Raw genomic sequence first — 13,892 nt, forward strand, 5'->3', positions numbered from 1 at the left:
CTATGAACAAAGATAACGTCAAACTGGCTATCGCCCCGATCGGCTGGACTAACGATGATATGCCGGAACTTGGCAGCGAAAACACCTTCCAGCAGATCGTCAGCGAAATGGCGCTGGCCGGCTTTACCGGCAGCGAAGTCGGCAGCAAATATCCGCGCGACCCGGCGGTCCTCAAGCCGATGCTGGACATCCGCGGCATTCAGATCTGCAACGCCTGGTTCAGCACCTTTTTCGCCAACGGCCAGCGGGAAAAAACCATTGATGAATTCGTCAATCACATGAACTTCCTGCATGCGATGGGCGCGAAAGTGATTGGCTGCTCCGAGCAGAGCGGCAGCATCCAGGGGCTGGATAAACCGATCCTCGGCGATGCGAAGCCGTGCTTCAGCGAAGAGGAGTGGCAGCGGGTGGCGGAAGGCTACAACACCCTCGGTCGCCTGGCGGCGGAGAAGGGGATGCAGGTCTGTCTGCACCACCACATGGGCACCGGCATCCAGACCACTGCGGAAATCGACAAGTTTATGTCGCTGGTGGACGAGCGCGTCTTCCTGCTGTTCGACACCGGCCACGCCTGGTATTCCGAAGGCGGCGAAGCGCCGATGCTGGCGATCCTCAAAAAGTATCTGCCGCGCATCAACCACGTTCACCTGAAAGACGTCCGTCCGCCGGTGATCGACCAGGTGCGCCGCGACGGCCTGTCGTTCCTCGACGGCGTGAAAAAAGGCACCTTCACCGTCCCGGGCGACGGGGTGATCGATTTTCGTCCGGTGTTCAAGCTGCTGGACGACTTTGGCTATAAAGGCTGGATGGTGGTGGAAGCCGAGCAGGATCCTGCCCTGGCCAATCCTTTCGAATACGCCGTCAAAGCGCGCAAATATATCCGCGAAACGGCAGGGATCTAATCGTTGTGACATTTTCAGGCCATACCGGGTATGGCCTGCTTTTTTTCCTTCCTCAACCGGACCCAGGGCTCAACCACGGCGCCGGACAGTTCCCTCTCCCGGGCCCAGGGCTTAACCACAGCGCCGTACCGTCCCCTCTCCCTCAGGGAGAGGGCCAGGGTGACAATGACGGGTAAAGCGTCACTTCACTTCCGCCAGCGCGGTCTTATCCACATAAGGTTTCATCAGCGCGTCGGCTTCCTTCTGCGCCGCCTGAACCGCCGCTTCCGGCGTCACTTTGGCATCGTTAACCACCGCCGCCAGCTGGTTCTCCATCGCCTTACGCACCGCTACGGTCTCCCAGGTGGAGTACCACGGATGGGCGTACTTAAGCTGCTCAAGGGCGATCGCCGCCCGCGGATCCTGCTGCAGATAGGCCTTCATCTCCGGTGTATCGTATGACGCCTTGCGCGGCGAGAAGTAGCCGGTGAAGCGGCTCCATGCGCCGTTCACGTCGGGGCTCACCAGATAGGTCAGGAACTGATACGCCGCTTTCTTCTGCGCCTCGTTGATGCCTTTAAAGCTCACCAGGCTGGCGCCGCCGATCGGCACCGCGCGCTGCTCTTTGGCCGGCAGCATCGCCACCCCAAGCTCAAAGTCTTTGCTGTTCTCGCGCATAAAGCCCAGCGCGCCAGTGCTGAGCATCGCCATCCCGAGCTTACCGGAGAAGAACGCGGCGCTGATCTGCTTCGAGTTCAGCACCCCGGACGGCATTACCTTGTCCTTGTAAATCAGATCCTGCCAGAAGCGCAGGGCGCCGATGGCGGTCGGCGAGTTGTAATAGACCTCGCCCGGATAGTCTTCGTTAAAGTATTTCCCGCCGTTGGCGCGCACCAGCGCCGAGAAGATCCAGCCGCCGTAGTCGTCATTGGTCGACGGCAGCATGATCCCCCACTGGCCTGTGCTCTCGTCGGTCAGCTTTTTGGCATCGGCCAGCAGCTCGGCCCAGGTCTGCGGCGGCTGTTTGATCCCGGCCCGATCGAACATCGTCTTGTTGTAGTAGAGGATCGGCGTCGAGTTATGGAACGGGATCGCATAAGTGGTGCCCATCACCTGGGCGTTCTTATGCATCGCGGGCCAGAATTCCTTTTGCAGAAAATCGCCGGCCTTTTGATCGCCATATTTAAACAGCTCGTCCATCGGCAGGATCTCATCCTTCAGTGCCAGATCGGTGGTGAAGTTGGCGGACATGATCACCAGCGCCGGCGGCTGGCCGGCCTTTTGCGCCGATTCGGCTTTGATCTTGGTGGTGTCGTAGTTGCCGGTGAAGATGCCGCGTACTTCGACATCCTGCTGCGAGTCGTTGAATTGCTTAATGACGCGGGTCATCTCCATGGTCAGCTTGCCGTCCACCGGCGCCGGGAACATGAAGTCTATTTTCTCTTTTGCCAGCGCCGCGCCGCTCAGGGCAAGACTGAGGCCAACCGCGACTACCGTAAAAGGTTTAAACATGATTACACTCCATCAATAAATTATGCTGGGTCTCAGCATGAAAAAGATGCACATCGGCAGGCGAAAAGCCGATCGGTAGCGACTCGCCTTTCTCCGGCACCGTGCCGCGGTGGCGGCGGCTAAAGCGCAGGGTGCCGATCGGGGTGCTGACGTGGAGCAGGTAGTCGGCTCCCATCAGTTCTCGTTGCAGAACGGTGGCCGGCAGGCGCAGATGGCCCTCCTCCACGCGGTCGGTAATATGTTCCGGGCGAACGCCCAGCCAGACGCGAGTCTGATCCCGGTGGCGCGGCGGCAGCGGATGGCGCTGTTCTCCCAACAGTACTTCACCGTTGGCGCAGGGCAGCGACAGCAGGTTCATCGCCGGCGAACCGATAAATCCGGCGACGAACAGGTTGGCCGGGTTGGCGTACAGATACTCCGGGCGCCCGACCTGCTGCACGTGGCCGCCGTTCATCACCACGATGCGGTCGGCCATCGACATCGCCTCGGTCTGATCGTGGGTCACATAGATGGTGCTGGTTTTCAGCTGCTGGTGGAGGGCCATAATGCTGTCGCGCACTTCGCTGCGCAGACGGGCGTCGAGGTTGGAGAGCGGCTCGTCCATCAGGAACAACCGCGGATTGCGCACGATCGCCCGGGCCATCGCCACCCGCTGGCGCTGGCCGCCGGAGAGTTTCGCCGGTTTGCGGTCGAGCAGCGCCTCCAGCTGCAGCATCTGCGCCACTTTGTCCACCCGCGGCTGCCAGCTGCTTTTCTCTTCCTTGCGCACCTGCATGCCGAAGGTGATGTTGTCGCGCACCGACAGATGCGGAAACAGGGCATAGTTCTGGAAGATCATCGCGAAGTTGCGCTCGCGCGGCGTGGCGGCGGTGATGTTCTCATCATGCAGCCAGATTTGGCCTTCGCTGACCGGCTCCAGGCCGGCAAGCAGGCGCAGCAGGGTGCTTTTCCCGCAGCCCGACGGGCCGACCAGCACCACGAATTCGCCTTCGTGAATATCCAGCGACAGGGCGCTGAGCGCCGGCTTGCCGTCGAAACGTTTACTGATGTTTTGCAGACTGAGCATGGCGGTTAGCGCTCTTCCGTTGGGCAACTGATGTTTTCGTCGTACAGCCACGGCCCGGCGTAGTGGGCCAGCGAGTGCTGGTAGCTCACCCACTGCTCGCCGACCTGGCGGTGCATCAGGCACGAAGCCGGGGAGAGGTCGTAATAGGGCCGGGTATCTTCGTGGCAGTACGGCACCTGGTGGACGGTGCCGGGAATGGTGGAGATCAGCGCCTGGCGATACTGGGTCATGGTCAGGCTGTGGTTATGGCCGCAGAAGATGCGCGTCAGCGACGGGAAACGCTCCACCAGCGCCAGCAGACGGTGGCCGTTTTCGCAGGCGATCGGGTCCATCTGCGCATTGCCCAGCGGCAGAGGCGGGTGGTGCATAAAGATAGTCGCCGGTTTGTCGCCGCCCTCGAACAGCTGGGCTTCCAGCCAGCCGATGGTCTCGTCGGTCAGCCAGCCCTTCGAGGTGCCGGCGCGGCTGGAATCGATAAACAGCAGGCGGGTGGCGAAGTCATCCACCGCATAGCGCATATTTTGCGCATCGTTGCCCAGCTGCGGGCACAGCGGGTGAAGATGCTCCAGAAAATGGGCTTTGTCGTCGTGGTTGCCGGGGATCAGATACAGCGGATAGTTCAGACTGCCGAGGATCTGGCGGGCCACCTGATACTCCTCCGGGCGGCCGCAGTTGACGATATCCCCGCTCACCACCACCGCGTCCGGGCGCTCGCGCAGCGCGTTAAGCTGGGAGACCACGTCGGCGTTGGCGGCATTGACGTCGATAAAGCCGTACAGCTTTTCGCCGCGGCTGCGGAAATGGGTATCGGAAATGTGCGCTAACAGCATGAATCACTCCTTATTTGATCCCGGAGAAGCCGAAGCTCCGCAGGAACTGTTTCTGAAAAAGGATGAACGCCAGCATCAGCGGCAGGCAGACCATCAGCGTCCCGGCGCCGATGGTGCCCCACTGGCCGCCGGATTCGGCGCCCATGGCGAAGGAGACCAGCCCGACGGTCAGCACCTGCTTATCGGGATCGTTGAGCATCATCAGCGGCCACAGGTACTCGTTCCAGTGGTAGGTGATGCTGACGGTGGCGAAGGCCAGCACCGACGGCCAGGACATCGGCAGCAGCACGCGGAACAACACCTGCCACCAGCGGCAGCCCTCCATCAGCGCCGCCTCCTCCAGCTCTTTCGGAATGGCGAGGAACGCCTGACGCATCAGGAACACGCCAAACGCCGAGGTGAAGTAGGGCATCATCACCCCGGTGAGGGTGTTGAGCAGGCCGAAGGTTTTCAGGGTCAGCATGTTCGGCACCATCATCACTACCGGCATGATCATCAGCTGCACCAGGAACAGAAGAAACAGCGTCTGCTTGCCGCGAAACTCGTGGCAGGCGAAGACGTACCCGGCGGTGGTGATGGTCAACAGCTGCACGCAGAAGGTGCCGAAGGTGAAGATAAGGGTGTTGGCGTACAGGCTCAGCCAGTCGGCGCTGTTCCAGGCGTCGCGGAAGTTATCGAGGGTTAGCGGCAGGCGCGGCAGCAGCGAGGCCATGTCTTCCCCGAAGGTGGTGGCGCTGAACGAGGTGGCCAGCATCCAGATAAACGGGCTGATCCACAGCAGCGCCAGGCAGCACATTAATACTGTAAGCGTAAAGGGCGACGAGCGGCGCAGGCGCAGCCACAGCGGACGCGCAGCGGCGGGTGTGCGGACCAGCAGCGGCGAGATGTCAGCGCTCATAGTGGGCTCCTTTCTCCAGCAGTTTCAGGTTAATCAGCGAGAAGGCGAACAGCCCGGCCAGGGTCAGGAAGGTGGCGGCGGAGGCTTTGCCAAGGTCGTGGGTATCCCAGGCGAGATTCTGGATGTAATAGAGCAGCACGGTGGTGGCGTTGTCCGGCCCGCCGCGGGTCATCACCGCCACGTGGTCGATCTGGGTGATGGAGTAGATCAGCGCTGTGGTGATCACAAAGCTCAGGGTCGGGCGCAGCAGCGGCAGCGTGACCTTAAAAAAGACCTGCGTGCGGGTAGCCCCCTCCATCAGCGCCGCTTCCCGCGTCGAGGCCGGAATGCTCTGCAGCCCGGCGAGGAAAAACAGCATGTAGTAGCCGGCGAACTTCCATACGCCGATCAGCGCCAGGGCCAGCAGAGCGCTGTTGCTGCGCCCCAGCCAGTTGTTGTTCATCGGCCCGAACAGCTTCGCCAGATAGTGATCGAGCAGGCCGAGGCCGGGCATAAAGATAAACAGCCACAGCGCGGCGGCGCTGACCATCGGAATAATCATCGGGAAGAAGAAGGCGGTGCGAAGCCAGCGGTTGACGCGATGGTTCTCGCTCAGCGCCACCGCCAGCAGCAGGGCGAGGGTCACCCCGGGCACCACCGTCAGCAGGATATAGAGCAGGTTATTGCCCAGCGAATGCCAGAAGACGTTATCGGCAAACAGGCGGGCGAAGTTATCCAGCCCGACGTACTGTGCGCCGTCGCTGGCCATGCGGGTATCAAACAGGCTGTCATACACCGAACGCCCCAGCGGGAACCAGGTAAACAGCAGTAAAAACAGCAGGGAAGGCGACAGGATCAGCCAGGGAAGCCAGGTCTTTCTCATGGTGACGCGCATCTCGTTCAGCCATTTATCGAAGCCCGGATTGTGGGAAGCAATGACTACAGAGGCATGGCGGGGAGATGACGGTTTGATGAAGCGACGGGGAAAACGCCGGGCGAGCGGGCCGCCCGGCGGGAGAGAACCATCAGAAGTCGGCTTTCAGCACCGCGCGGTAGCGGGCTTTGCCTTCGCGAACGTGCTTCAGCGCTTCGTTAATCTGCGACATCGGGAACAGCTCGGTGGTCGGGGCCACTTTGCTGCGCCCGGCGAACTTCATCAGCGTGCGCAGTTCGGACGGGTTGCCGGTCGCCGAGCCGGAGATGCTGCGGTCGCCGCCGATAAGGGTAAAGGCCGGCACCGGGAACGGCTTCATCACCGCGCCGACGGTATGGAAGTTGCCGCCGTAAGCCAGGGCTTCGAAGTACGGCTGCCAGTCGAGATCCACCGCCACGGTGTTGATAATCAGGTCGAACTGACCGGCCAGCGCTTTTAAGGCTTCTGGATCGCGGCTGTTGACCACGCGATCGGCGCCCATCGCCAGCACTTCCTGCTCTTTGGCCGGGTTGGAGCTGAAGGCGGTCACTTCCGCGCCCATCGCCCGCAGCAGCTTAATGGCGATATGGCCGAGGCCGCCGATGCCGATCACCCCGACGCGGCTGGTGGCGGTGACGTGGTGGGTCAGCAGCGGTTTAAAGACGGTGATGCCGCCGCACAGCATCGGGCCGGCGGACGCCAGATCGATGCTCTCCGGCAGGGGGATCACCCACTGCCAGTCGGCGCGCAGCTTATTGGCGAAGCCGCCGCGGTTGAGAATGGTCGGCACCGAGCCTTCCAGACAGTTGATCTGGTTGCCGCTGATGCAGGCGTCGCAATGGCCGCAGCTGCGCGCCGTCCAGCCGATGCCGACCTTCTGGCCAATCTTCAGCCCTTTATCCTGCGCCGCGCTGCCCAGCGCCGCCACCCGGCCAATCACCTCGTGACCGGCTACCAGCGGGTAGCTCGACATCCCCCATTCGTTGTCGATCATCGACAGGTCCGAATGGCAGATCCCGCAGTATTCCACCTCAACTTCAACATCTTCCGGCTGCAGCTCGCCGGCATCGTATTCCCACAGCGACAGATCGGCGCCCGCTTCTTTGGCGGCGTAGCTTTTAATGATGCTCATGTTCATTTCCTTGGGGTTGGCGTGATAACCCAGAAAGTGTAGAGCATGGCATTCCACGGCGCTTGGCAATCGGAGGGGTAGCGAAGCGGGCGGACCAGCCGCCCGTTAAGGTCAGCGGCTGGCGAGCGGCCACTGATTAAGGCGGATGCCGCGCTGTGGGGCGTTCTCGGCAAAATCATCCAGCACCGCCCGCACGTCCGGGTCCAGATAGCCGACGCTGTCGTGCTCGACGATCACCACACTCTTTTCCGGAATTTTCGCCAGCAGGGCCAGCAGATGCGGATTGTGCATAAAGGTCAGATTTTGCTGGATGCGCAGCACGTAGTGGTCATCGTAGCGCGCCAGCTGCAGCGAGTGGCGATGGCTGCGCCAGAGGCTGAACGCCATCTGGGTGGCAAGACCAATCCCGATCCCCGCCAGCATGCCGAAGGCGATAATCCCGCCGATGGTGGCGAGGAACGGGACGTACTGCGCCGCCCCCTGGCGGAACTGCTCGATGAACAGCCGCGGCGTCGCCAGCTTATAGCCGGTATACAGCAGCACGGCGGCGAGGCTGGCGAGCGGGATTAAGGTCAGCAGGCCGCTGAACCACAGGCCGCAGATCAACAGCAGCACGCCATGGATAAAGATCGACAGTTTGCTCTGCGCGCCGTTGCTGACGTTCACCGAGCTGCGGACGATCACCGCGGTGATCGGCATCGCCCCCAGAACGCCGGAGAGCAGATTGCCCACGCCCTGGGCGACCATTTCACGGTTCGGCGAAGGCGGCGGATTTTGCGGGCGCAGCTTTTTCAGCGCCTCCTGGCTGAGCAGGGTTTCGAGGCTGGCGACCAGCGCCAGGGTCACCGCCACCACCCACACCGACGGATTGCGCCACGCGCTCCATGCGGGAGACTCCAGCTCGCCCAGCAGGTCGCCGAGGCTGCCGAACGCCGGCAGGGTAATCCGCGGCAGGGCGGCCAGCTGCTGCGGCGCAAAATGGGTCAGCAGCAGGGTGGTCACGCAGCCGAGCAGGACGGCGATCAGCGGCCCGGGGATCCAGCGCAGGCTCTTCACCCGGCGGATAAGCGGCGAGCCCCACAGCCAAAGCACCAGAAGGCCGCCCGCGGCGACGGCAATCGCAGTGACGGAGAAAGCGGCATTGCCCTGAACCACATCGGCAAGCCCGGTATCTTCCGCCGTGCCGAGCGCGACGGGGATCTGCTGCATAATCAGCAAGATGCCGATCGCCGCCAGCATGCCTTTGATGACGCTGGCGGGAACCAGCGAGATAAAGTGCCCGGCCCGCAGAATGCCGAACAGCAGCTGCAGCACGCCGGCCAGCACCAGCGCCATCAGGAAGACGGAGAAGGAACCCAGGGATTCGATGGCGGCGACGACGATGGTGACCAGTCCGGCGGCGGGGCCGCTGACGGCGAAGCGGGAGGGGCTGAGGGCAGTGACGACCAGGCCGCCGATGATGCCGGTCAGCAGGCCGACGAAGGGCGGTAAGCCGCTGGCCTGGGCGATGCCGAGGCACAGCGGCAGGGCGACAAGGAAGACGACGATGCCGGCGAGAGAGTCCTGACGAAGCGTGTTCATGGGGCGTGCTCCTGCAGTGAGAGGTGTTCGACGAGGGTGGTTAAATGGCCGGAGGCCAGATCGTAGACGCAGCCGTGCAGGCTGAGCGGCCGCCCGCTGGCGAGCACCGTCTGCACCGGCTCACTCTCCAGCAGACGGGCGAACTGGGCGCGAACGTTGGCTTCCACCAGGGCGTCAAGGGCACGGCGAGAGGGCTCCGCGTCGGTGCTGGCGCCGGCGCCGGGGGAAGCCTCAACACCACACCCATCGGCAATCTGCGCCATTTCGTGATGCAGGGTGCGGCGCAACTGGCCGATGCGGCGAGCCAGCGCCGAGGACTCCTGCGCCAGCGGCAGGGTGGGCAGGGAGAGCGCCGCCTGCACGCCGCCGCAGCCGTAGTGGCCGCAGAGCACCACCCGCTCCACCTCAAGGTAGTGGAGGGCATACTGCAGGACGCTCATGACGTTGTCGTCGGTGGGGTCGAGCATGTTGGCGATATTGCGGTGGACAAAGAGCTCGCCGGGCTGGCTGCCGGTGAGCACCTCGGCGGGAACGCGGCTGTCGGAGCAGCCGATCCACAGCGAGTGGGGTCGCTGCCCGTCGACCCATTTTTCGAAATAGTCCGGGTCATGCTGACACTTCTGCAGCGCCCAGCTGCGGTTGCGGGCCAGCAAAGGTTTTAACGTCGTCACAAGTATTCTCCTGAGTTAATTCATCGAGTGAATATGTCCATCAAGACTCGTACAGCGACTAGTAAAAATAGTGTTTACCGGAACCCTTCACGCCTGAGGAAAATCCTGGAATAAACGGCAAAAAGAAAACTTTTCATTAATGTAAAGTTATAAAAATATTGATGAAATTAATATTTGACTGCAGAGCGGATGAATAACTAAAAGGCATTGGCTAAAACTTTCTGGAATATATGGGAATGGTGTTGGGTGGGGTTGGGGGAATAGTTGGGGAGTGGATAGGGGATTTGTTTGGGGAAAGATTGGTTGTGCTGGGGATGCAGGTGAGAGTGAGGTGAGAATAATTTGAGATGAGTTTGAGTGGAATTTGGGAGTGCTGGGGGAGAAGGGGGATGGCTGGCAGGTGGAGCTGGGTTTGCGGGAGGGTGAGAGGAGGGTGCGCTGGTGGCCGTCGCGCTATGGAACGGCGGTAAAAGGTGACGCCGCGCAGGATAGCGCTGTTTTTTTCAACACTTAGCGCAATGACGACACGCTGTCGCTTGCATGGCCGCCGCCGACAGGTATAATCCAGAACGTTTCCGCATCCCCTTCAGTGCCGAAGTGGCGAAATCGGTAGACGCAGTTGATTCAAAATCAACCGTAGAAATACGTGCCGGTTCGAGTCCGGCCTTCGGCATTCAACACAAAGTTTTCATATAAAACAGAGAGTTAGAGTAAAAACTCTGCCTTTCTTGCCTGTGTTTTTTGCTTGAATAATGTCACCAAAGATTGCCGCTGTGTTTGGTAGTGGCTTTTGGGATGTTATCACGCAGCGGCAGGTAGTTTCCAGGCTCAACCCTGTACAAAATGTGAACGGTCAGCACTGACGACTCAATTTTATGTCGCTGGTCTATTCGTTGCGCTTTCCTTTGAAGCCGGAAGACGCCGCCAGCGTCTCTAATCCTTTTCCCAAAACCCTTGTCGATGTGGCTCGCGCTTCGTGCGGCGCTCCATGATGCAACACGTCGAGATGACGTTGCAGAGAATAAACAGGCGTACTGTTGGGAAGTCTAACCGGATCGGGAAAGAGTCCGGCTCTGCCACGGTTTCAGCCACCGGATTACAACGGCTACCTGATAAGAAGCCATGACAAGGCATCATCATCTCTGCGAAGGGATCTTACTAACTGCGGAAGTCGCTGCGCTCCGCCCTTTCTTATGTGCCCAACACGGCACGTAAAGGTCACTTATTGCCTTCGGCACCATTTGGTAGGGTATTTTGGCATCTGGATTTGTCACTGCGATTTTCTGTAGCCTGCCTTTGTGGCCCCAGTGTGAGGGCCGATCTGGAGGTAATCATGGCGAAGAATGCAGCAGCAACTAAACGCAACAATCGAAAAATCCATGCTCGTAAGTTTCTGGCAACACCAGAGGGCAAGGCCTGGCGCGAGCGGAAGCAGGCCGAAGAGGCTGAGTTGAAACTTGTCTCTGAGCTAAAGAAGTTTGTCTGAATGCTCTCTACTTCCCGCTAACTAGGCCTATTGTCTTCTATTGGCTGAAATTTACGTTATTATAGTTTAATCAGCCCCCTTTAAATGGATGCGGTATAAATGGTTCCTTCAACTTCCCTATATAAATATCAACCCTTAAATCTATATTCTTTAAGTGCTTTAACTAATTGTAGCTTATGGTTTTCTGGATTTGATAGACTAAATGATCCTTTTGAAAGTACCTATGAGTTTTCTCCGGAAATGATTTTTTCTTATTCAGAAAAAGTTCGTGCAGCAGAAGATACCATTATGGCAATAGTAAAATCATCGGGTGTATGCAGCTTTACACGCATTCCACCTATAGGTGCAGATCAATTTAGGGAAAGCTCCCTAATGTGGTCTCACTATGCTGCGCAATTTTCTGGAGTGTGCATAGAGTTTGATTATGACATATTGATAGAATCATTAAAAAAACAGCCTGAAGTTGATCTTATTTGTCAAAATGTGATTTATACACCATATGCGCATAAAGTAAATAAACCTAATGAAGCATATGAGCTAGACGTTATGTTTAAAAAACATAAGGCATGGAGTTATGAAAAGGAGTTTAGAATTGTGAATACAAAGACAGGTAACGACAGGCTACATACATACTCCAGCAATGCTATAAAATCAATTTATATAGGTGGGAGAATGAGCCGCGAGGAAATTAAACTCATTAAGGTAATTAGGAATTCCATCAATGATAAAATTAATCTTTTGCATGTCGATGTAAGTAATCAGGGATATCTCTTCGAATTACGAGATTTAGATTTTGATTAAATTAATATCATTAATATGTGATGAGAGGAGAATACTCTCCTCTCATATTATTATTAATGCTTAGATTGCCTGTTTGTAAGAATCATTCACACCGTCACGATACCCTTCAGCGAATGCAGCCTGCGGGCTTTTATGACGCACAGTCCCTGCCTGACTATCAGGAAGAGCCGCCAAATCAACCCAAGGTTGCCCTGTACGAGCTAGACCAGCGCGGTAGCCCTGATCGTAAGCGCAGCCACAACATTTGTGGCGGCCCTCACCACCTTGATCGTGAGGTAAGTTGATGAAAATAGAGTTATAACGGTGCGATTGTTTGCAAATTGGCATGTATTTGTCCTTTATCAACATTAACTTCAGGGTTTACACGACCAACCAAGCCAGGCACAATCAAACTGTCAGGAATGATGACGAGGCTAACAATTGTTATGAGTCTGCAAACTCATGGCGGTCATGCTTCAGAGACCGGGTTTGTGAAAATGGACCCGGTTTTTTTATGCCTGTAATTTAGGCAAGGGTACTACATGTAGTGGCATGATCATGACTAACTACTACATAAGCAATATTTTATTAAGGAATCTTTTGAGTACAAGGGTTGATTTTGACGTTAAATTGAGGTTGCGGAAGGGGAATAACCCGCAAGTCCACGTCGCATAAGGCCTGGAGAAGATTTCAAAAAGATTGAAAAAAATATGTAAATTTGATCGAATGCTGATTTCTTCATCGGTTGTACTAATTAAGCGGCTTCATGCCGCGCAATCACCATAAGCGCATGGGCTGACCTCAGTCCTGTATGGCAGGGGTATGCAACATATAGTTAACAATTGGCTCGCATTATCTGTGAGGAACCTAGATCACCATCTGATAGGTCTGATTCACCTCTTCTTGTGTTATGTCCAGATATGTCATAGTAACTGCTGGGCTGCTATGGTTGAGCATCCGAGATATGATTTCGAGAGGAATTCCCGCTTTCAACAAGGCGCGAGAGCGTGTTTTTCTGGCTGAGTGGGTAGCAACACTAATCCCCGGCTCTACAATCCCCTGTGATGCATCTTTTATAGCCTGGGCTACAAATACACGTGAAACTGGTTTAGGCTCCTGACCCTTAACACGGTTAGATTTTGACTGGAAGACGAATATATCTTCTGGATTCTGTTTCCGGCGACGCTTGAGCACTTTAATCGCCTCAGTGTTCAGGACTAACTCGCGCTGTTTCCCTGTTTTCCCCTCTTTGAGTCGAAGGAATTTTCCTTGTACATCATCATACCTAACCGACAACAGGTCACTGATACGCAACGCAAGTTGTAGATTTAGCTTCCAGGCATCAGCAGCAACCTCGCTGCGCTGACGCAATACAGCCTCGATTTTTTTCGCCTGCTCTGGGGTAACTGCTGATGTTTTCGCCATGATTTCGTTTCCTTTAGATTACATAATGAAGATTATGATTGATCATTTTTAGATCATTTTCAAGAGGTTAGTTTAAAAATTAGATTGCTTTTTATGGTATAATAGTAGTGTAGATTAAAATAATAAAAAGGAAAAAACATGTTTAAATTCAAAGGGGGACGCCCCACTAAAGCGCAAGCAGCAGCGCGCGCGACAATCACCCAGATGGAAAAAATCATCCTCAATCCTAAAGCCAAACCTGCTGACGTCCTGGAAGCAAATCGTCTCATCGAGACACTAAAAAGCGTTGCAGGCGTAATCGGGGAGTCTGACAGACCGTCACAGACCGGAACAACGCAGGATATTGTATATAGCGCCCCTGATGAGTTGAGGGCATCACCAGTCTCAGGGATGTACTATCCGCCAGAGTGCTATACCCCAGCGCGGCTGGTTGTCTCTGGAGTTTGTTATTGTGACGTCTGCCAGCGGTGGCGGGATAAACACAATCTCAAGACCTCACAGATTTTTGACCCTGACTGTTACCACGAAATCACCTGCGAAGACGAAGGGGAAATTGGTTTGTATATTGGATAATTTCCAAAAGTCATAAAGTTAACTTTGGGAACTTTTAACCCAACTTTAACCCCCACTTTTAGCCCTGCCCACGTAAACCGGGGGCGGGCATTTTTTTATCCGGAGAAAATATCCGAGGGGGTTTTAGGGGGGTTTTTTAGGTTTCCGGGATAGTTTCAGGGGGGG

At 56.8% G+C, this 13,892-nt stretch carries 14 protein-coding genes and 1 tRNA gene; 5 read left to right on the forward strand and 10 right to left on the reverse strand.

Going from position 1 to position 13,892, the window contains the following annotated elements:
- The first annotated feature begins 2 nt into the window (after positions 1 to 2).
- Positions 3 to 902 carry a myo-inosose-2 dehydratase gene (gene iolE / locus MKS11_RS20240; protein ID WP_004192343.1) on the forward strand — a complete coding sequence of 300 codons (900 nt, stop codon included), beginning with the start codon at positions 3 to 5 and terminating at the stop codon, positions 900 to 902.
- 180 nt (positions 903 to 1,082) lie between these two features.
- Here the strand turns inward: iolE and MKS11_RS20245 are convergent, their stop codons facing one another.
- From MKS11_RS20245 to MKS11_RS20280, 8 genes are all read right to left on the reverse strand, one after another.
- Positions 1,083 to 2,393, reverse strand: a complete 1,311-nt coding sequence (locus MKS11_RS20245) for an ABC transporter substrate-binding protein (RefSeq protein ID WP_057212372.1) — start codon at positions 2,391 to 2,393, stop codon at positions 1,083 to 1,085.
- Positions 2,386 to 3,459: an ABC transporter ATP-binding protein gene (locus MKS11_RS20250; RefSeq protein WP_023319610.1), complete on the reverse strand. Its 1,074-nt coding sequence runs from the start codon at positions 3,457 to 3,459 to the stop codon at positions 2,386 to 2,388. The genes MKS11_RS20245 and MKS11_RS20250 overlap by 8 nt, the downstream gene beginning before the upstream one ends.
- A gap of 5 nt (positions 3,460 to 3,464) precedes the next feature.
- Positions 3,465 to 4,289, reverse strand: coding sequence for a phosphodiesterase (locus tag MKS11_RS20255; RefSeq protein WP_032456914.1), 825 nt, complete (start codon positions 4,287 to 4,289; stop codon positions 3,465 to 3,467).
- Between the two features lie 10 nt (positions 4,290 to 4,299).
- The gene (locus MKS11_RS20260; protein WP_004206543.1) at positions 4,300 to 5,187 is read right to left on the reverse strand and encodes a carbohydrate ABC transporter permease; all 888 of its coding nucleotides are present in this window, start codon (positions 5,185 to 5,187) and stop codon (positions 4,300 to 4,302) included.
- Positions 5,177 to 6,061, reverse strand: a complete 885-nt coding sequence (locus MKS11_RS20265) for a carbohydrate ABC transporter permease (protein ID WP_074437490.1) — start codon at positions 6,059 to 6,061, stop codon at positions 5,177 to 5,179. The genes MKS11_RS20260 and MKS11_RS20265 overlap by 11 nt, the downstream gene beginning before the upstream one ends.
- Positions 6,062 to 6,191: 130 nt before the next feature.
- Positions 6,192 to 7,211: an NAD(P)-dependent alcohol dehydrogenase gene (locus tag MKS11_RS20270; RefSeq protein WP_004178400.1), complete on the reverse strand. Its 1,020-nt coding sequence runs from the start codon at positions 7,209 to 7,211 to the stop codon at positions 6,192 to 6,194.
- Positions 7,212 to 7,322: 111 nt separating this feature from the next.
- The gene (locus MKS11_RS20275) at positions 7,323 to 8,792 is read right to left on the reverse strand and encodes a SulP family inorganic anion transporter (RefSeq protein WP_087771133.1); all 1,470 of its coding nucleotides are present in this window, start codon (positions 8,790 to 8,792) and stop codon (positions 7,323 to 7,325) included.
- The gene (locus MKS11_RS20280; protein ID WP_087771134.1) at positions 8,789 to 9,463 is read right to left on the reverse strand and encodes a carbonic anhydrase; all 675 of its coding nucleotides are present in this window, start codon (positions 9,461 to 9,463) and stop codon (positions 8,789 to 8,791) included. Before MKS11_RS20280 ends, MKS11_RS20275 begins: the two co-directional genes overlap by 4 nt.
- 591 nt (positions 9,464 to 10,054) lie before the next feature.
- Between MKS11_RS20280 and MKS11_RS20285 the strand changes: the two genes are divergently transcribed.
- The 3 genes from MKS11_RS20285 to MKS11_RS20295 all read left to right on the forward strand — a co-directional run bounded on the left by MKS11_RS20285 (position 10,055) and on the right by MKS11_RS20295 (position 11,750).
- Positions 10,055 to 10,136, forward strand: a tRNA-Leu gene (locus MKS11_RS20285).
- Between the two features lie 660 nt (positions 10,137 to 10,796).
- Entirely contained in the window at positions 10,797 to 10,949 is a 153-nt protein-coding gene (locus MKS11_RS20290) for a hypothetical protein (protein ID WP_284109665.1), read from the forward strand.
- 99 nt (positions 10,950 to 11,048) lie between these two features.
- Positions 11,049 to 11,750, forward strand: a complete 702-nt coding sequence (locus MKS11_RS20295) for a DUF2971 domain-containing protein (RefSeq protein ID WP_135722390.1) — start codon at positions 11,049 to 11,051, stop codon at positions 11,748 to 11,750.
- A 60-nt stretch (positions 11,751 to 11,810) separates the two neighbouring features.
- On the opposite strand, the gene MKS11_RS20300 is transcribed toward MKS11_RS20295, so the two are convergent.
- Positions 11,811 to 12,077, reverse strand: coding sequence for a hypothetical protein (locus tag MKS11_RS20300; RefSeq protein WP_072000766.1), 267 nt, complete (start codon positions 12,075 to 12,077; stop codon positions 11,811 to 11,813).
- A 519-nt stretch (positions 12,078 to 12,596) separates the two neighbouring features.
- Positions 12,597 to 13,154, reverse strand: coding sequence for a tyrosine-type recombinase/integrase (locus MKS11_RS20305; RefSeq protein ID WP_284109666.1), 558 nt, complete (start codon positions 13,152 to 13,154; stop codon positions 12,597 to 12,599).
- 138 nt (positions 13,155 to 13,292) lie between these two features.
- Here MKS11_RS20305 and MKS11_RS20310 point away from each other — a divergent pair, with 138 nt between their 5' ends.
- The gene (locus tag MKS11_RS20310) at positions 13,293 to 13,727 is read left to right on the forward strand and encodes a hypothetical protein (RefSeq protein WP_117106771.1); all 435 of its coding nucleotides are present in this window, start codon (positions 13,293 to 13,295) and stop codon (positions 13,725 to 13,727) included.
- Positions 13,728 to 13,892: the final 165 nt, after the last annotated feature.

Source organism: Klebsiella sp. K5-45, assembly GCF_030128605.1.
Lineage (GTDB): Bacteria > Pseudomonadota > Gammaproteobacteria > Enterobacterales > Enterobacteriaceae > Klebsiella > Klebsiella quasipneumoniae.